Origin of the sequence: Shinella zoogloeoides (assembly GCF_033705735.1) — a bacterium.
Taxonomy (GTDB): Bacteria; Pseudomonadota; Alphaproteobacteria; order Rhizobiales; family Rhizobiaceae; genus Shinella; species Shinella zoogloeoides_A.
In genome coordinates this window covers 546,196-563,064 of record NZ_CP131130.1, presented here as the reverse complement: position 1 = coordinate 563,064, position 16,869 = coordinate 546,196, and the positions used below count along the sequence as shown (strand labels likewise).

Below are 16,869 nucleotides of genomic sequence, written 5' to 3'. Positions count from 1 at the left end.
TTGTCTTGCCACAATCGCCGTCTTATCTATGGCTCGACAGGAGGACGCCATGAGCGACACGACGACGTTGAAGGTTAACAAGACCAAGGAAGAATGGCGGCAGGTTCTGACGCCGGAGCAATTCCGCATCACGCGCGAGCACGGCACGGAACGCGCCTTCTCCAGCCCCGACTTCGACCTTTCCAAGAAGGGCACCTATCGCTGCATCTGCTGCAACAGGCCGCTCTACCGATCCGAGGCGAAGTACAATTCCGGCACTGGCTGGCCGAGCTTCTACCAGCCGATCGAGCCGGGCGCGGTCACGGATCATTCCGACTATTCCTACGGCATGACGCGCACGGAAATCCGCTGTGCGGATTGCGACGCCCATCTCGGCCACGTCTTCCCGGACGGCCCGCCGCCGACGGGCCTGCGCTACTGCATGAACGGCGTGGCGCTCAGCTTCGACGAGGACTAGAGCATTTCCAGCAAAAGTGCGAAGCGGTTTTGCGGTTCGGAGAAAAGCGGAGACGCTCCAATCAGCGTGCCGGAACCTTCAGCTCCATGCAGGTCAGGTCCAGCCAGCGGCCGAACTTGATGCCGACCTCGCTGAAGCGGCCGACGACGCGGAAGCCGAGCTTTTCGTGCAGCCTGATCGAGGCGGTGTTCTCCGCCTCGATACAGCCCACCATGACATGGATGCCATTGAAGCCCGCCCGGTCGATCAGCGCTTTCAGGAGGCGCTTGCCCGTGCCGGTGCCGCGCGCATCCTTCTGCACGTAGACGGAGTGCTCCACGGTGTGGCGGAAGCCGTCGAAGGCGCGCCAGTCGCCGTAGGAGGCATAGCCGAGCACCTGCTTGCCGCGAACCGCGACGAGGACCGGAAAGCCGCGCTCGCGGCGGGCGGAAAACCACGCCCTGCGGTTCTCGAGGTCGACCACGGCCTCGTTCCAGATCGCCGTCGTGTTGGCGACGGCATCGTTGTAGATGTCCATGATACCGGGGAGATCGGCCTCCGCGGCGTCGCGTATCGTGATGTCCATGGTTCCCCCCTGCCTTTGCCCATGCCATACAGGAGGAGCGGGAAAGCTGTCCAGCCTGCTTCAACGGCGGGTCGATGAAACGCCCGCTCTCATCCGTTCCCCGCAGAACATCATCGACGAGTAGACCGCCGTGCAACGCTTCCTTTTGCTCTTCCTTCTCCCCGCCGCAGCCCTCGCCGCCGGCTGGGAGCCCTATGCCAATCCGCGCTTCGGCTTCGCCGTCGAGATCCCCCCGGGCTTCGCGATGGTGCAGGAGGCCGACAATGGCGACGGCCGCACCTATGCGCGCGGCGCGGCGACGCTTGCCGTCTGGGGGCATTATCTCGCGGAGGGGGATTTCAAGGACGAGGTCGCCGGGCGGCGGGAGACCTACCGCAAGGACGGCTGGGACATGTCCTATGACCGGCAGACGGCCGGCTGGGCCAGCCTTTCCGGCACGCGCGGTGACCGGATCCTCTATCACCGCGTCGTCCGGCTCTGCGACGATGCCGTCTCCTCCTTCGTGCTGGATTATCCGGCGGCGATGAAGGCGGAGATTTCGCCGCTGCTCGGTCGCCTCGTGAAGTCGCTGCATGCGGCGGAGGGCTGCTCCAGCGCGCAGGGCGCCGCGCCGGCCGCGCAGTAAGCGGGATCAGATGCCGGAAACGACGCTGGTGACGACGGCCGAATAGTGGACGGCCGCGGCCGCGACGACGAAGGCGTGCCAGATGGCGTTCTGGAAGCGAAGGCGCTCCCAGACATGGAAGATGACGCCGACCGAATAGAGCAGGCCGCCGACGACGATCAGCGTCAGGGTGGCGACGGAAAGATGCGTCAGCAGCGGGCCGGCGGCGAAGACGCCGCTCCAGCCCATGCCGAGATAGATGAGGATCGCCAGCCTGTCGTAGCGGCCGGGAAAGAGGAACTTCAGCGCCACGCCCGCCCCCGCCATTACCCAGATGAAGACGAGCATGCCGGCGAGGAACGGGTCCTCGATGCCGCGCTGCAGGAAGGGCGTATAGGTGGCGGCGATCAGCACGAAGATCGCCGAATGGTCGAAGCGGCGCAGGTGCCACTTCACCGTCGAGACCGGCCAGAGATTGTAGGCGAAGGACGTCGCCAGCGCGAGGACGAGGCCGATGCCGTAGATCCAGGCCGCGGCCAGCTGCCCGCTCGTCGCCCAGACCGTGGCGTAGAAGATGAGAGCGGTGACGCCCACCAGCGCGAAGACCACCCCGACGCCATGCACGATGCCGTCGGCGATCACCTCGTAGCGGTCATAGTCCCATTTGATGCCCTTGATTTCCATGGGTGTCCTGCCTGCGATAACCTCTCCTCATGGTGTCGCGTTTTCGCCTCGCAGGCAAGATTTCCCGCGCCGCGCGGCCATCACGAAAGTTTGCCGCGCGACATGCAGCCCGTCCTCACTGCCGTGCGATGCATTCCTCGCACAGGGCAGCATGCGGCACGGCCGCAAGGCGCGCGGGCGAGATCGGCTCGCCGCACTTGGCACAGAGGCCGAAGGTGCCGGCCGCGATGCGGTCGAGGGCGGCCTCGATGGCCTGAAGCTCCTTGAGGCCCGTCGTGCCGAATTCTTCCAGCACCTCGTCGTTCTCGCGCTCGATGGCGCGGTCGCCGCTGTCGCCGCTCTTGAGCGTGTCGAGATCCTTCTCGATCTTGTTCAGGCGGCCGTAAAGCTCGCGTTTGCGGGTGAGAAGAATGTCTTTATAATGCGCCAGGTCCTTCACGATGCGGGTCTCCTTTTCTCGATGGGCGTGAAACTGGCATTGCGATTGTCGATCGGCATTGATCGGAATCAAGTCCCGGCCGCGCTTCGTCAACACCATGTTGACGGTAAATCGCCGAAACGCCATCTTTCGTGAACGCTGCGGCTCCGCCATATTCCTCCCGACAGAACGGTTTCCGAGGGAAACCGAGACAGGGATCATATCATGACGGACCTCGACAGACGGACATTCCTCGGCGCCGCCGCCGCGGGCATCGCCGCCGGCAAGGCCGGGCCCCTTCGCGCGGAGACCGCATCCATGACAGACAATGCCAGCCACGCCGTCGACATGCCGGCCTTCGTCGACCATTCGCACCTGACGGTGATCGACCTGCCGATGGTCTCTTCCTTCTACCAGAAGGTCATGGGCCTTTCGGTGCTCGACGGATCGGCCTCGGGCGAGACGCTCGGCGTCGGCGAGCGGCCGCTGCTCACGCTGACGACGGGCAGCAACGCCGCCCGCGCGCCGCGCAATGCGCCCGGCCTTTTCCACACCGCCTTCCTCGTGCCGAACCGCAGGGAGCTCGGCCGCTGGCTCGCCCATGCCGCCCATAACAACGTGGCGCTGACCGGCGCTTCGGACCACCTGGTCAGCGAGGCGATCTATCTCGACGACCCGGAAGGCAACGGCATCGAGATCTATCGCGACCGCGACCGCGCCGAATGGACCTATGTGCCGGACGGTACGGTGAAGATGGCGACGCACCGGCTCGACCTGCAGGCGCTCTACGACGAGGCGCCGAAGGACGGCTGGACGGGGCAGGAGAACGGCACCGTCATCGGCCATATCCATTTGCAGGTCTCCGATATCCCCGAAGCCGACGCCTTCTTCCGCGACGTGCTCGGCCTCGACGTCATGGCGCGCTATCCGGGCGCGAGCTTCTTCGCCACCGGCAAATACCACCATCATGTCGCGGCGAATGTCTGGAATTCGCGCGGCCAGCCGAAGCGCGAGGACGGCATGACCGGCCTTTCGGACTACACGATCCGCTTCAACGATGCGGCAAAGCTCGAAGCGGCGACGAAAAAGCTCGACGAACTGGCGATCCCCACCACCCGCTCGGGCGGCGCGGTCTCGCTGGTCGATCCGTGGGGGATCGGTCTGAGGCTTTCGGCCTGAACCATCGGACGGGGCAGACGCGTATGCTGCCCCTCATCCGGCCTGCCGGCCACCTTTTCCCCGCAAGCGGGGAGAAGGGAAAAGGGGCAACGTTGACGCCGAATACGACCGTCTCACCGCCCGCAGGGAGAGGCCGATCACTCAAAAGTTACCGACGATCTCAATCGTAGAGATAATGCTCGGCCCAGTCCTCATGGGGAACCTGGTCGCCGATCTTGTATTTGAAGGCGTGGATGTCGAGCCGGTCGGAGCTCGCCTCGCACTTGTAGGACAGGCGATACCATTCGCCCTTGCTGCGGAAGACGGCGCCCTTCGTCTTGAAGGTCGTGCCGTCGAGCTTGGGGTCGCCGAAGGCGTAGGCGATCACCTTGTCCGGGCGGAAGCCGGCCCTGGCGCCGCTGATCTCGTCCATCGCCTCGATATCGCAGCGCTGCTCCAGCCGTTCGTCCGGGGTCAGCTTCTGCAACTGGTTGCGCACGCGGGTGTCTATCGCCATGGCGGGCTCGGCGAAAAGCGGTGCGAACGCAAGAGTGCAAAGGGCGATATGGAGCCCGATTGCATGCGGTTTCAACTCTCTGCCTCCTCTTCTTGGCGTCATGCCTGACGTCTTAATTCGGGGTTAGCGCGCAATATGTCTATTTGACGACGGGCTGCAACCTACCCAAGGTTTCATGAGTCATTGCTGGAACTTATCGTCGCGACCCGCGTTTGTAGCGCGAAATCGAGGGGTGCGCCATGCATGACATATCCGGAAAACCGGCCGAACGCCGGCTCTTGCAGGGCAGCATCGAGCCGGACGGAGAGGCTGCCGCCGGCAAGCCGCGCCGCTACGGGCTCGACATCGCCGCCGCCTGGGCGGCCATCGGTATTTTCTTCATCATGGCGATGGGCGTCGTCTATCTCATGGCGCCGATCCTCACTCCGCTCTGCCTTGCCGTCGTCACCGGGCTGATCTTCGGCGTGGCGGCGGAAAAGCTGAACGACCTCGGCATTCCGCCGCTGCCGACCGCGCTGCTGCTGGCGGGGCTGTTCGGGCTCGGCGTCTTCTTCGTGGCCGGCACGCTTGCCGATCCGATCGCTCAGCTCGCCGCCAACGCACCGGACCTCGTGCGCGGCGCCTATGACCGCATCACCCCGCTCTTTTCCCGCTTCGGCTGGCTGAACATCAGCCCGCAGATGTTCGAGAGCGGGCAGATGTCGATGGAAAAGGTGCTGGAAAACACCGGCAGCGTGCTCAGCATCGTGTCGGGCAGCCTGACGCCCGCCCTTCTGCAGGGCATGATCTTCTTCGCGGCCCTGGTGCTCTTCCTCTCGGCGCGGCTGAAGCTGCGGCAGATGATCATCATGGCCTTTCCGCGCCGCAACCAGCGGCTGACCACCATCCGCATCATGAACGCCATCGACAGCGCGCTCGGCTACTATTTCGCCACGGCCTCGCTGGTCTATGCGGCGCTCGGCGTCGTTACGGCGCTGATCACCTGGGGCGGCGGGCTCGCCATGCCGGCGCTGTGGGGGCTCTTCGCCTTCATCTCCAGCTTCGTGCCGTTCCTCGGCGTCACGCTGATGACGATCTCGCTCGCCGTAGCGGGCCTGCTGACGCACGAGACGCTGACCATGGGCCTCCTGCCGGCGCTCGCCTTCTTCCTGGTGCACCTAACCATGGAGAACCTCATCATGCCGGCGGTGATGGGAAAGCGGCTGGAGGTCAACGCCTTCATCATCTTCACCGCCATCATCTTCTGGACCTGGATGTGGGGAGCCGCCGGTGCGATGCTGGCCCTGCCCCTTTCCATCATCGGCATGACCATCGCCGACGAGCTGCGCCCCGCAAAACGCAAGGCCAAGCCCAACCTGCCGGGCTGACAGGGTTGGCTCTTGGTTAACATATGGTATAATATAAAATAGACTACTAATGTACGGAGTATCCTGTGGTCATCATCCCGTTCCGGGAGGCAATGCCTGCCTCGCGGGCCCGGGCCATTCGTGCGGCAAGAGTCGCCAGCCTCTTGAAGTCACTGGCCCACCCGGCCCGACTTATGCTGGTCTGTACACTCTGCGAAAAAGAAGCCTCTGTCAGCGAACTGGAAGAGGAACTTTGCGTTCACCAACCCACCCTGTCCCAGCAGCTCAACGTGCTGCGCGAGGCGGGACTGGTCGAATCGCGCCGGGAAGGCAAGCAGATTTTCTACAGGCTGACCGATGAAAGAGCCGTCCAGCTGATGGGCGCGCTCGGTGCCATTTTCCCTTCGGAACCAAAGCCCCCTTTCTAAAGGGGCCTCCCTTCGCGCCCCTGCCGGCATGCCGCGCGCCCCTTCCGGCGCTTTCGCATGCGCGCGAGCTTGCCGCTTGATGCGGTGGACGGGGCTCTCTATCTGTCTCATTCCCATCTACCGATTTGCGGAGTGAGCCCTTGTCCGTCTTCAAAAACCTGCCCGCCGCCCCCGTCGCCGCCAGGAAGCCCGTTTCCGACACCCGCCACGGCATCACCCGCACCGACGACTATGCCTGGTTCCGCGACGAGAACTGGCAGGCGATGTTCAAAGATCCTTCCATCCTCCAGCCGGAGATCCGCGCCCATCTGGAGGCCGAGAACACCTATATGGCCGCCGCCATGGCCGATACCGAGACACTGCAGAAGACGCTGTTCGCCGAGATGCGCGGGCGCATCAAGGAGGACGACAGCTCCGTGCCGGTCAAGGACGGTCCCTTCGCCTACGGCACGTCCTTCGTCACCGGCGGCGAGCAGCCGCGCTATTTCCGCGAGCCGCGCGACGGGGGGACACGCACCGTCCTGCTCGACGGCGACAAGGAGGCCGAAGGCAAGGATTATTTCCGCCTCTCCGGTATCGACCATTCCACCGACCATTCCGTCGGCATCTGGGGCTATGACGACAGGGGCTCGGAATATTTCACGCTGAAGGTGCGCGACCTTGCGACCGGCAGGGACCATGCCGACGAGATCGTCAATTCGGGCGGCGGCGGCGTCTGGGCGCCCGATGCGAAGAGCTTCTTCTACACCGCGCTCGACGAGAACCACCGCCCATCGAAGATCTACCACCACATCCTCGGCGAGCGGCAGGAGAACGACCGGCTGGTCTACGAGGAGAAGGACGCGGGCTTCTTCATGTCGGTCGGCGGGTCGCTGCTCGATGACTTCATCTATATCGACATCCACGACCACGAGACGAGCGAGTACCGCCTCCTCTCGACCAGGGACCTGACGGCCAATCCGGTCGTCGTCACCCCGCGCCAGACGGGCCTCGAATATTCGATGACGGAGGGCGGCGACGTCTTCTACATCCTCACCAATGCCGACGGCGCGAAGGACTTCAAGATCATGCAGACGCCGGTAACGGCGCCCGGCCGGGAGAACTGGACCGAGGTCGTGCCGCACCGCCCCGGCACGCTGATCCTCAGCCACATGGCCTTTGCCCGCCACCTCGTCTGGCTGGAGCGCCACGAGGGCCTGCCGCGCATCGTGGTGCGCGAACGCGAGAGCGGCGCGGAACATGCCATCGCGTTTGCCGAGGAGGCCTATTCGCTCGGCCTTTCGGGCGCGGCGGAATACGACACCGACGTCATCCGCTTCTCCTATTCCTCGATGACGACGCCTTCGCAGCTCTTCGACTACGACATGACGACGCGCGAGCGCAGGCTGCTGAAGACACAGGAGGTCCCCTCGGGCCACAACCCGGACGACTATGTCACCCGCCGCGTCTTCGCCCCCGCATGGGACGGTGAAAAGGTGCCCGTCACCCTGCTCTACCGCAAGGACACGCCGCTCGACGGTTCCGCGCCGTGCCTTCTCTACGGCTACGGCGCCTACGGCATCACCATCCCGGCATCCTTCAACACCAATTGCCTGTCGCTGGTCGACCGCGGCTTCGTCTATGCCATCGCCCATATCCGCGGCGGCAAGGACAAGGGCTTTGCCTGGTACGAAGACGGCAAGATGGACAAGAAGACCAATACCTTCAAGGACTTCATCGCCGCGGCGGACTATCTGAATCAGGAGAAGTTCACGTCCTACGCGAACATCGTCGCCGAAGGCGGCTCGGCCGGCGGCATGCTGATGGGCGCCATCGCCAACATGGCGCCGGAAAAGTTCGGCGGCATCATCGCCGCCGTGCCCTTCGTCGACGTGCTCAACACGATGCTCGACGACACGCTGCCGCTCACCCCGCCGGAATGGCCGGAATGGGGCAACCCGATCGAGAGCAAGGACTTCTACCAGCTCATGGCGAGCTATTCGCCCTATGACAATGTCGGGCAAAAGCCCTACCCTGCCATCCTCGCCCTTTCCGGCCTCACCGATCCGCGCGTGACCTATTGGGAGCCCACCAAATGGGTGGCGCGCCTGCGCGAGAAGACGACGGGCAGCGAGCCCATCCTCCTCAAGACCAATATGGGCGCCGGCCACGGCGGCGCTTCGGGCCGCTTCCAGCGGCTGGAGGAGATCGCCTTCGAATATGCCTTCGCGATCAAGGTGGCGGGGAAGATGTAGGGTAGACGGGAAGGCCCCTCCCTAAATCCCTCCCCACAAGGGGGAGGGACTTACCGCGCCGCTCCGTTGGCATTTCATTATGAAACGATGAGCAAGCCTTTATCGTTCTCCCCCCTTGTGGGGGAGAAGCCGGCAGGCAGAGGGGGTAGCCCCGCGAAGCAGGGGCGTTACCGCAATTCTCCGACAAAACACGAAAACCTTTCGCTCCGCCCCGCGACACCCTATCTGATAGGAAAGGCAGCAAGGGACGGAGATCATGAGCGGTACGACGACGGCAGCGGCGGACAAGACCCGCCCCATTCCCTTCGACAACAGCTATGCGCGGCTGCCGGACGCCTTCTTCGCGCCGGTCGACCCCACGCCGGTCGAGGCGCCGCGGCTGATCAAGTTCAACCGGCCGCTCGCCGAAGAGCTCGGGCTCGACGCCGATGCGCTGGAGCGGCATGGCGCGGCCTATTTCTCCGGCAATACGCCCCTGCCCGGCTCGCTGCCGCTCGCCATGGCCTATGCCGGCCACCAGTTCGGCCAGTTCGTGCCGCAGCTCGGCGACGGGCGGGCCATCCTGCTCGGCGAGGTGATCGACCGAAACGGCAAGCGCCGCGACATCCAGCTCAAGGGCGCCGGCCAGACGCCCTATTCGCGGCGCGGCGACGGGCGGGCGGCGCTGGGGCCGGTGCTGCGCGAATATATTATCAGCGAGGCGATGCATGCGCTCGGCATCCCGACGACGCGGGCGCTCGCGGCCGTCGCCACCGGCCAGCCGGTCTATCGCGACCGGGTGCTGCCGGGCGCGGTCTTCACCCGCGTCGCCTCCAGCCATGTCCGCGTCGGCACCTTCCAGTTCTTCGCCGCGCGCGGCGATACCGAAAACGTGCGCGTGCTGGCGGACCATGTCATCGAGCGGCACTATCCGGAGCTGAAGGGCGCGGAAAAGCCCTATCTCGCGCTGCTCGACGCGGTGGCCGAGCGGCAGGCGGCGCTGATCGCCAAGTGGCTCGGCGTCGGGTTCATCCATGGCGTGATGAATACGGACAACATGACGATCTCGGGCGAGACCATCGATTTCGGCCCCTGCGCCTTCATGGACCGCTACGATCCGCGCACCGTTTATTCCTCCATCGATCATGGTGGGCGCTATGCCTTCGGCAACCAGCCGATGATCGGCCAGTGGAACATCGCCCGGCTCGCCGAGGCGATGCTCGCCATTCTCGACGACGACCAGGACAAGGCGGTGGAGGCGGCGAACGCGGCCGTCGGGCGCTTCATGGAGCGCTTCCAGGAGCACTGGAAAGATGTCATCCGCGCCAAGATCGGGCTCGGCGAGCATGAAGAAGAGGGCGACCAGGCGCTGATCCGCGACCTGCTCATCCTGCTTTACGAGCAGAAGGCCGATTATACGCTGGCCTTCCGCCGGCTGGCGGATGCGGCGGAAGACAGCGGCGGGGATGCCGCGCTCGGCGCGCTGCTCGAAGATCCGGGCGCCCTTGCACCGTGGCTCGCCGTCTGGCGCGAGCGATTGTCGCGGGAGGCAACCTCCCCGCAGGCGCGCACGGCGGCGATGCACCGGGTCAATCCCGCCTTCATCCCGCGCAATCACAAGGTCGAGGAAGCCCTGACGGAGGCCGTCGATCATGGCGATTTCTCGCTGTTCGAGGCGCTCAACGACGTGCTTGCCCGCCCCTACGAGGACCAGCCGGCCTTTGACGCCTATGCGCAGCCGCCGAAACCGGGCGAGGAGGTGACGGCAACCTTCTGCGGCACATAGGAGAAACCACACCTATAGATTGCTCCGAAACTTGAAATGCGGCAGCATTGAAGCGTCACGCTTGTGCCCTAGTTTCACAAACGTCCCTCCTTGAGCCGGACGTCATGTCGGCATCTCCCCGGCCGGCATAACCACGGAGATCATCATGTTGCTCACGCTGACCGCTGTCCTCTTCACCATCATAGGACTGGTGCTGACGGGCGGAGGCGGGTGGCTGCTGTCGCTCGGCGGCAGCCCCTATTATCTCGTCACCGGCCTTGCCTTCCTCGTCACCGCCGCCCTGCTCTTCCGCCGCTCGGCGGCGGCGCTCTGGCTCTATGCCCTCATCGTCCTCGGCTCGCTCGGCTGGGCGGTCTGGGAGGTCGGCTTCGACTGGTGGCAGCTCGGCCCGCGCGGCGGCGTCATCGTGCTCATCGGCCTGTGGCTGATGCTGCCGGCCATCCGCCGGCCGCTCGGTTTTGCGAGCCCCACCGGCACGCCCTACCCCGCCTCGGCGATGCCGCTTGCCGTCGCCGTCCTCGTCGCCATCGCGGTCGCCGGCTATTCGATGACGCAGGACCCGCACGACCTTGCCGGCAGCCTGCCGAAGGAGATCGCCAATGCGACGCCCGCGCTCGGCGGCAACGTGCCGGCCGGCGAATGGCACCAGTACGGCCGCACGCAATACGGCCAGCGCTATTCGCCGCTCGACCAGATCAATGCCGATAACGTCTCCACGCTGAAGGTCGCCTGGCAGTACCAGACCGGCGACGTGAAGCAGCCGGCGGACGTCGGCGAGACCACCTATCAGGTGACGCCGCTGAAGGTCGGCGACACGCTCTACATGTGCACCCCGCACAACTGGGCGATCGCGCTCGACGCGGCAAGCGGCAAGGAGAAATGGAAATACGATTCCAATTCCGGCATGAACCCGGACCGCCAGCACCAGACCTGCCGCGGCGTGACATATTATGCCGACCCCGCCGCCACCGCCGGCACGGCCTGCGCCACGCGCGTCTACCTGCCGACCTCCGACGCCCGGCTGATCGCGCTGGACGCCGAGACCGGCGACGTCTGCACCGGCTTTGCCGAGAACGGCGTGCTGCATCTCGAAAAGGGCATGCCCTACAATCCGGCCGGCTACTACTACTCCACCTCGCCGCCCGTCATCACCGACGGCAAGATCATCATCGGCGGGGCGGTGAACGACAACTATTCCACCAAGGAACAGTCCGGCGTCATCCGCGCCTTCGACGTCAATTCCGGCGCGCTGGTCTGGAACTGGGATTCCGGCAATCCGGACGTGACGACGCCGCTGCCCGAGGGGCAGGTCTACACCGTCAACTCGCCGAATTCCTGGTCGGTGTTCAGTTATGACGAGGCGCTCGGCCTCGTCTATGTCCCGCTCGGCAACCAGGTGCCGGACCAGCTCGGCATGGGGCGCAGCGAGAATGTGGAGAAGTTCTCCTCCTCCATCGTGGCGCTCGACATCAAGACCGGCGCGCTGCGCTGGGTGCGCCAGACGGTGCATCATGACCTGTGGGACATGGACGTGCCCGCCCAGCCGGCGCTGATCGACATCACCCGGGACGGCACGACCGTTCCCGCCCTCGTCGGCGCCACCAAGCAGGGCGACATCTACGTGCTCGACCGGCGCACCGGCGAGCCGATCATCCCGGTCAAGGAAGTGCCCGCCCCGACCGGCGCGATCCCGGAGGATTTCTCCGCGCCGACCCAGCCGGTCTCCGACCTCACCTTCATGCCCGATCCGCTGACCGAGAAGAACATGTGGGGCATCACCATGTTCGACCAGATGATGTGCCGCATCGACTTCCTGTCGATGAAATACGAGGGCCGCTACACGCCGCCCTCGCTTGAGGGCACCATCGTCTATCCCGGCAATTTCGGCACGTTCAACTGGGGCTCGGTCGCGGTCGATCCCGAGCGGCAGGTGATGTTCGGCATGCCGACCTACCTCGCCTTCACCTCCCGCCTCGTGCCGCGCGACCAGGTGCCGCCGAAGGGGCAGGACGAGAAGGGTTCCGAACAGGGCCTCAACCGCAACGACGGCGCGCCCTACGGCGTCTATATGGGCCCGTTCCTCGGACCGCTCGGCATTCCCTGCCAGGCGCCGCCATGGGGCTATGTCGCGGGCGCTGACCTTGCCACCGGCAAGATCGCCTGGAAGCACAAGAACGGCACGGTCATGGACATGACGCCGCTGCCGCTGCCCTTCAAGGTGGGCGTGCCCGGCATCGGCGGCCCGATGATGACCAAGGGCGGCGTCGCCTTCCTCGGCGCGGCGGTGGACGATTATCTGCGCGCCTATGACGTGACCACCGGCCGCCAGCTCTGGGAAGCCCGCCTTCCCGCCGGCGGACAGGCGACGCCCATGACCTACACGGTCGGCGACAAGCAATATGTGCTGATCGTCGCCGGCGGCCACGGCTCGGTGGGCACGAAGCCGGGGGATTACGTGATCGCCTATACGCTGCCGTAAGGGGGCGTGAGGTTCATCCCCGTCTGCCCTGCCGGGCTTCTCCTCCACAAGGGGCTGCCCGTCAGGGAATTCGGCGCTGCCGCTTTTCCCTTCTCCCCCTCGGGGAGAAGGTCCCGGCAGGCGGATGAGGGGCCTCTCCAGCACGAGCATGCAAGGCTTACGCTGCCTTATCCCCTCATCCGGCCCTACGCGCCACCCCCCCCGAGGGGAGAAGGAAAGCGCGGCAATGTCCAACTCCATGAGGGAGATGCCCGGCTGGACAGAGCGGCGGCTGCGGCAAGCACTTCACGTAGCCTTGACCACGGAAATACCGGGCGGGGTTGCCTCTCCGCGCCGGTCTTTCCATTATGCCGCCCTGCCCATCCTCCCCGGGAGATTCGCCATGAAAGACGACTGGCGGCTGATCGCCGCGCCGGTGCAGATCATCCTTGCCAATTACGGGCGCGCCTCGCGCGGCCTTCTGGCGCTGGTCGCGGTCATCGTCTTTCTTTCGGCCGTTTCCGCCGTCGCCGCGCCCTATCTCTTCTCGCGCCTCATCGACACCATGGCCGCCGACCGGTTCGCCGAGGGACTGGCCGCCGGCCTCGTCGTCTATGCCCTGCTCATCGGCATCGCGGCGGCGCTGCAGCATATGGTGCAGTATCTCTCCTACATGAGCGCGGAGAACCTCAGCTTCATCGCCAGCACCAGCCTGTTCGACCGCCTGCTGAGGAAGACGGCCGGCTTCTTCGTCGAGCACAACCCGGCCGAGATCGAAGGCGCGCGGCGGCGCGGACAGGGCGCGCTGATGACGCTCGTGCAGCTCGGCCTCATCGTCTTCATTCCGGGCACGACGCAGATCGTGCTCGCGCTCGCCATGCTGGGGGCGACGATCAATATCGAGGTCGTGCTGATCGTCATCGTCTACGGCACCGGCTTCGTCGCCCTCACCGCCCTTGCCAACCACCGCACGCGCCGCTTCCTCGACGCGGCCATCGAGGCCGGGCAGGAGAATGCGAAATTCGTCGGCAACGCCATGGCGGCGATGGAGACGCTGCGCCATTTCGGCAGCCACGGCTGGATGCAGGCGCGCTTTGCCGACAAGGCCCGCGAGGAGCGCGACAACTGGGCCGCCTTCTGCCGCCGCCGCATCGGCTACAGCGCGGTGCTCGGCGCGGGACTGGCGCTGCAATTCGTCGTCACCTTCCTCCTGCTCCTGCCGCGCTACCGGGCGGGCGAGCTCAGCGTCGGCGACCTCGTCCTCTTCAACACGCTGCTGCTCCAGCTCAACATGCCCTTCGAGATGATCGGCCATGCGCTGGACGACGTGGTGCGCGCCCGGGCCTCGCTGCTGCCGCTCGCCCGCATCTGGGCCGCGCCGGAGGAAGAGGATGCCGTAACGCCCGGCGGCTTCTTGCCGCGAGACGGCCGCCTCGCCTTCGAGAGGGTCTCCTATGCCCATGAAAACGGCCGGGGCGTCGCGGATATCAGCTTTTCGGCGGAGCGCGGGCGCATCACCTATCTCGTCGGCGAAACCGGCTCGGGCAAGTCGACGCTGCTGCGCCTCGCCCTCAAATCGCTCAGCCCCGCCTCGGGCCGCATCGCCGTCGATGGCATGGACCTCGAAGCCGTCTCCCAGCGCGACTGGTACACCGCCGTCGGCATCGTGCCGCAGGAGCCGACGCTGCTCAACGACACGCTCGCCGTCAACATCGCGCTCGGCCGGCCGATGGACCCGGAGCGGCTGCGGCGCGCGGCGGAGAAGGCGGCGATCCTCGCCTTCGTCGAGGCCCTGCCCGACGGTTTCGAGACCATAGTCGGCGAGCGGGGTATGAAGCTCTCCGGCGGCGAGCGCCAGCGCATCGCCATCGCCCGGGCGCTCTATGCCGATCCGCAGTTCCTCTTCCTCGACGAGGCGAGCTCGGCGCTGGACGAGGCGACGGAGGCGGAGATCATGCAGCATATCCGCAGCCTTGCCGGCGACGTGACGATCCTTGCCGTCACCCACCGGAAAGGCGTGATCGCCCCCCTCGACCACGTCGTCACCCTCGGCGCCGGGCGCATCGAGAGCGAGACCTGAGACAAGTCTCGCAAAAGCCGCAACCGCTAATGGTTTCCCAAAGGAATTCGAGGGAGCCTTTCATGAAGATCGACGGCAACATGCTTTCCGCCTATGCGCTCGGCCGGCAGCGGCCCGCCGCCGGCGCTGGCGACAGCCTTTCCAATGGCATGGGCGATGGCGGCGGCGCGTGGAAACGCAACATCCCGACGGTGGAGACCTCCTCCACCATGCCTTCCGGCCTTGCCAATGCGCTGTGGGTCAACAAGCAGGAGAAGGCCGAGCGGGAGAGCGAGGGGCTTCTCTCCGATTTCATGGAGCTTTCGAAGATGAACCCGATCGAGCGCCTGCGCAAGGAGCTGCTCGAATCGATGGGCCTCACCGAGGAGAGCCTCGCCGCGCTGCCACCCGAGCAGCGCGACGCGATCGAAGAGGAGATCCGCCGCGCCATCAAGGAGCGGCTGGGCATCGACGACACCCAACAGGCCGGCCCCGCGGAAGGGCAATCCGCGGCCGGCACGGAGGAAGCGAAGGCCTGACCGGCCTTCGCTTTCATCCTTCCTCTTTCCGTAAGAAAGCCGGTTGACAAACGGCACGAAAGGGAGAATATCGCGATCATGATCAAGAGCACGCACATCGCCGCAACGTATTTTTGGCTGTTCCGATAAGGAGCGGCTGTTCGATCATGTCAACAAGCCGCCATCAGGCGGCTTTGTTGTTTTAGGGCACCTGATGGCACGAAAACCAAGGAGCCCGAAATGCTGAATACCGTCATCAAGCTCGATCCCCACGCCGTCGAACGCCCGCCGATGCTGACCATCCGCGCCGCGCGCCAGGGCGACCTGCAGCAGATACTCGACATGATCGCGCTGCACGCCGAATGCCACGGCGACACCGCGAAGATCACCGCCGTCGACCTCGACCGTGACCTCTTCGGCACCCATCCCTGGATCACCGCCCTCGTCGCGGAAGCCGGCGGCCGGCTGATCGGCTACGCGCTGATGGTGCCGATGTACCGCGCCATGGAAGGCGTGCGCGGCATGGAGCTGCACCAGATCTTCGTGCGCGACGGCCATCGCGGCCACGGCATCGGCCGCCATCTCGTTTCCCGCGCCCGCGAGCATGCCCGCATCTCCGGCTGCGGCTACCTCTCGGTGAGCGCGGCGACCGGCAATTTCGGCGCGCACCGCTTCTACGAGCAGATGAACTTCCGCGCCGGCCCGGTGACGGGTATGCGCTACGTCCAGGCATTGGGCTGAAGCGACGGAGGCCGGCATGGCGAAGCGACTGGCAATCGTGCTGACGGAAGGCTACGCGGACTGGGAATGCGCCCTCCTGATGGCGACCGCGCGGGGCGACTGCGGGGCGGAGACCGTGGTGCTGACGCCCGGCGGGGCCGACGTCACCTCGCTCGGCGGCCTCGCCGTCAAATCCGCCGGCAAGGCGGAAGCCGCCATGCCCGCCGATTTCGACGTGCTGGTCGTGTGCGGCGGCACGATATGGCAATCCGGCGCGGCGCCCGACCTCTCGGCTCCGGTCGGGCGTTTCGTCAGCGCCGGCAAGCCGGTGGCGGCGATCTGCGACGCCACGCTGGAATTTGCCCGCCTCGGCCTGTTCGATACCCGGGCGCATACCGGCAACTATCCCGGCCAGCTCGGCAAGCTCGTGCCGGACTATCGCGGCGCGGCGCATTACCGCGACCAGCCGCAGGCAGTGAACGACCGCGGCGTCATCACCGCCTCCGGCGCGGCACCCGCCACCTTCGCCCGCGAAATCCTCGAGGCCATCGGTCTCGGCTCGGCGGAGCTGCGGGATTATCTGGCAATGTACGGGGATGAGCATGGGCGGCGAAGGGCTGAGGAGTGTTGAGGGCTGGCGCGGAACGCATGTCGGACGACGCAGGAGCGACTGACCGCGCCGCGGAAATGCCGGACCTGATGGCCGCAGCACCCGACTTGTCGGCATTGTCGCGGCTTGGCGGCATTTCGCCAGCCTGAAGGCATCTCGGCTTGGGCACCCGGCCTGAAGCATTCCGACTTGGTGGCGGCCATGCCCTGCACGGCGGCAGGAGGCTGCTCACCCCATCCTCCATCGTCATCCTCGGGATTGCCGCGAGGACCCACGCCCCAAGCTCAGGTCGTGCCGTGACTCATGGATCCTCGGGGCAAGCCCGAGG

General features: G+C 65.7%; 16 protein-coding genes. 12 read left to right on the top strand and 4 right to left on the bottom strand.

Annotated features, from left to right (window positions below; genetic code table 11):
- Nucleotides 1-49 precede the first annotated feature (49 nt).
- Nucleotides 50-457: a peptide-methionine (R)-S-oxide reductase MsrB gene (gene msrB / locus ShzoTeo12_RS02770; RefSeq protein WP_119258201.1), complete on the top strand. Its 408-nt coding sequence runs from the start codon at nt 50-52 to the stop codon at nt 455-457.
- A gap of 61 nt (nt 458-518) precedes the next feature.
- Here the strand turns inward: msrB and ShzoTeo12_RS02765 are convergent, their stop codons facing one another.
- On the bottom strand, nt 519-1,022 hold the full coding sequence (locus ShzoTeo12_RS02765) for a GNAT family N-acetyltransferase (RefSeq protein ID WP_119258200.1): 504 nt from the start codon (nt 1,020-1,022) through the stop codon (nt 519-521).
- A gap of 130 nt (nt 1,023-1,152) precedes the next feature.
- Here ShzoTeo12_RS02765 and ShzoTeo12_RS02760 point away from each other — a divergent pair, with 130 nt between their 5' ends.
- Entirely contained in the window at nt 1,153-1,647 is a 495-nt protein-coding gene (locus tag ShzoTeo12_RS02760; RefSeq protein WP_318911204.1) for a hypothetical protein, read from the top strand.
- 6 nt (nt 1,648-1,653) lie between these two features.
- Here ShzoTeo12_RS02760 and trhA read toward each other — a convergent pair whose 3' ends face one another.
- A complete protein-coding gene (trhA, locus tag ShzoTeo12_RS02755) occupies nt 1,654-2,310 on the bottom strand; it encodes a PAQR family membrane homeostasis protein TrhA (RefSeq protein WP_119258198.1) in 657 nt (218 codons plus the stop codon).
- A gap of 115 nt (nt 2,311-2,425) precedes the next feature.
- Nucleotides 2,426-2,749, bottom strand: a complete 324-nt coding sequence (locus ShzoTeo12_RS02750; protein ID WP_318911203.1) for a TraR/DksA family transcriptional regulator — start codon at nt 2,747-2,749, stop codon at nt 2,426-2,428.
- Nucleotides 2,750-3,046: 297 nt separating this feature from the next.
- Between ShzoTeo12_RS02750 and ShzoTeo12_RS02745 the strand changes: the two genes are divergently transcribed.
- A complete protein-coding gene (locus ShzoTeo12_RS02745; RefSeq protein ID WP_318912359.1) occupies nt 3,047-3,907 on the top strand; it encodes a VOC family protein in 861 nt (286 codons plus the stop codon).
- A gap of 160 nt (nt 3,908-4,067) precedes the next feature.
- On the opposite strand, the gene ShzoTeo12_RS02740 is transcribed toward ShzoTeo12_RS02745, so the two are convergent.
- On the bottom strand, nt 4,068-4,403 hold the full coding sequence (locus ShzoTeo12_RS02740; protein ID WP_245424885.1) for a DUF930 domain-containing protein: 336 nt from the start codon (nt 4,401-4,403) through the stop codon (nt 4,068-4,070).
- Nucleotides 4,404-4,642: 239 nt separating this feature from the next.
- Here ShzoTeo12_RS02740 and ShzoTeo12_RS02735 point away from each other — a divergent pair, with 239 nt between their 5' ends.
- From ShzoTeo12_RS02735 to ShzoTeo12_RS02695, 9 genes are all read left to right on the top strand, one after another.
- Nucleotides 4,643-5,770: an AI-2E family transporter gene (locus ShzoTeo12_RS02735; protein WP_318911202.1), complete on the top strand. Its 1,128-nt coding sequence runs from the start codon at nt 4,643-4,645 to the stop codon at nt 5,768-5,770.
- Nucleotides 5,771-5,862: 92 nt separating this feature from the next.
- A complete protein-coding gene (locus tag ShzoTeo12_RS02730) occupies nt 5,863-6,177 on the top strand; it encodes an ArsR/SmtB family transcription factor (protein ID WP_119258237.1) in 315 nt (104 codons plus the stop codon).
- A gap of 140 nt (nt 6,178-6,317) precedes the next feature.
- Nucleotides 6,318-8,411: a S9 family peptidase gene (locus tag ShzoTeo12_RS02725; protein WP_318911201.1), complete on the top strand. Its 2,094-nt coding sequence runs from the start codon at nt 6,318-6,320 to the stop codon at nt 8,409-8,411.
- Between the two features lie 256 nt (nt 8,412-8,667).
- A complete protein-coding gene (locus ShzoTeo12_RS02720) occupies nt 8,668-10,176 on the top strand; it encodes a protein adenylyltransferase SelO (protein WP_318911200.1) in 1,509 nt (502 codons plus the stop codon).
- A gap of 145 nt (nt 10,177-10,321) precedes the next feature.
- The gene (locus ShzoTeo12_RS02715; RefSeq protein ID WP_318911199.1) at nt 10,322-12,655 is read left to right on the top strand and encodes a glucose/quinate/shikimate family membrane-bound PQQ-dependent dehydrogenase; all 2,334 of its coding nucleotides are present in this window, start codon (nt 10,322-10,324) and stop codon (nt 12,653-12,655) included.
- Between the two features lie 382 nt (nt 12,656-13,037).
- A complete protein-coding gene (locus ShzoTeo12_RS02710; protein WP_318911198.1) occupies nt 13,038-14,714 on the top strand; it encodes an ABC transporter ATP-binding protein in 1,677 nt (558 codons plus the stop codon).
- Between the two features lie 62 nt (nt 14,715-14,776).
- Complete coding sequence (locus ShzoTeo12_RS02705; protein ID WP_318911197.1) at nt 14,777-15,232, top strand: hypothetical protein; 456 nt, start codon at nt 14,777-14,779, stop codon at nt 15,230-15,232.
- Between the two features lie 219 nt (nt 15,233-15,451).
- Complete coding sequence (locus ShzoTeo12_RS02700; RefSeq protein WP_313194083.1) at nt 15,452-15,952, top strand: GNAT family N-acetyltransferase; 501 nt, start codon at nt 15,452-15,454, stop codon at nt 15,950-15,952.
- A 16-nt stretch (nt 15,953-15,968) separates the two neighbouring features.
- Entirely contained in the window at nt 15,969-16,562 is a 594-nt protein-coding gene (locus ShzoTeo12_RS02695; protein WP_318911196.1) for a DJ-1/PfpI family protein, read from the top strand.
- Nucleotides 16,563-16,869 lie beyond the last annotated feature (307 nt).

What these genes read in the sequence shown, in the direction of transcription:
- ShzoTeo12_RS02735 (WP_318911202.1), top strand. Translation starts at nt 4,643, where the DNA reads ATGCATGACATATCCGGAAAACCGGCCGAACGCCGGCTCTTGCAGGGC.
- ShzoTeo12_RS02715 (WP_318911199.1), top strand. Translation starts at nt 10,322, where the DNA reads ATGTTGCTCACGCTGACCGCTGTCCTCTTCACCATCATAGGACTGGTG.
- ShzoTeo12_RS02705 (WP_318911197.1), top strand. Translation starts at nt 14,777, where the DNA reads ATGAAGATCGACGGCAACATGCTTTCCGCCTATGCGCTCGGCCGGCAG.
- ShzoTeo12_RS02710 (WP_318911198.1), top strand. Translation starts at nt 13,038, where the DNA reads ATGAAAGACGACTGGCGGCTGATCGCCGCGCCGGTGCAGATCATCCTT.
- ShzoTeo12_RS02695 (WP_318911196.1), top strand. Translation starts at nt 15,969, where the DNA reads ATGGCGAAGCGACTGGCAATCGTGCTGACGGAAGGCTACGCGGACTGG.
- ShzoTeo12_RS02730 (WP_119258237.1), top strand. Translation starts at nt 5,863, where the DNA reads ATGCCTGCCTCGCGGGCCCGGGCCATTCGTGCGGCAAGAGTCGCCAGC.
- trhA (WP_119258198.1), bottom strand. Translation starts at nt 2,310, where the DNA reads ATGGAAATCAAGGGCATCAAATGGGACTATGACCGCTACGAGGTGATC.
- ShzoTeo12_RS02745 (WP_318912359.1), top strand. Translation starts at nt 3,047, where the DNA reads ATGACAGACAATGCCAGCCACGCCGTCGACATGCCGGCCTTCGTCGAC.
- msrB (WP_119258201.1), top strand. Translation starts at nt 50, where the DNA reads ATGAGCGACACGACGACGTTGAAGGTTAACAAGACCAAGGAAGAATGG.
- ShzoTeo12_RS02700 (WP_313194083.1), top strand. Translation starts at nt 15,452, where the DNA reads ATGCTGAATACCGTCATCAAGCTCGATCCCCACGCCGTCGAACGCCCG.
- ShzoTeo12_RS02740 (WP_245424885.1), bottom strand. Translation starts at nt 4,403, where the DNA reads ATGGCGATAGACACCCGCGTGCGCAACCAGTTGCAGAAGCTGACCCCG.
- ShzoTeo12_RS02765 (WP_119258200.1), bottom strand. Translation starts at nt 1,022, where the DNA reads ATGGACATCACGATACGCGACGCCGCGGAGGCCGATCTCCCCGGTATC.
- ShzoTeo12_RS02720 (WP_318911200.1), top strand. Translation starts at nt 8,668, where the DNA reads ATGAGCGGTACGACGACGGCAGCGGCGGACAAGACCCGCCCCATTCCC.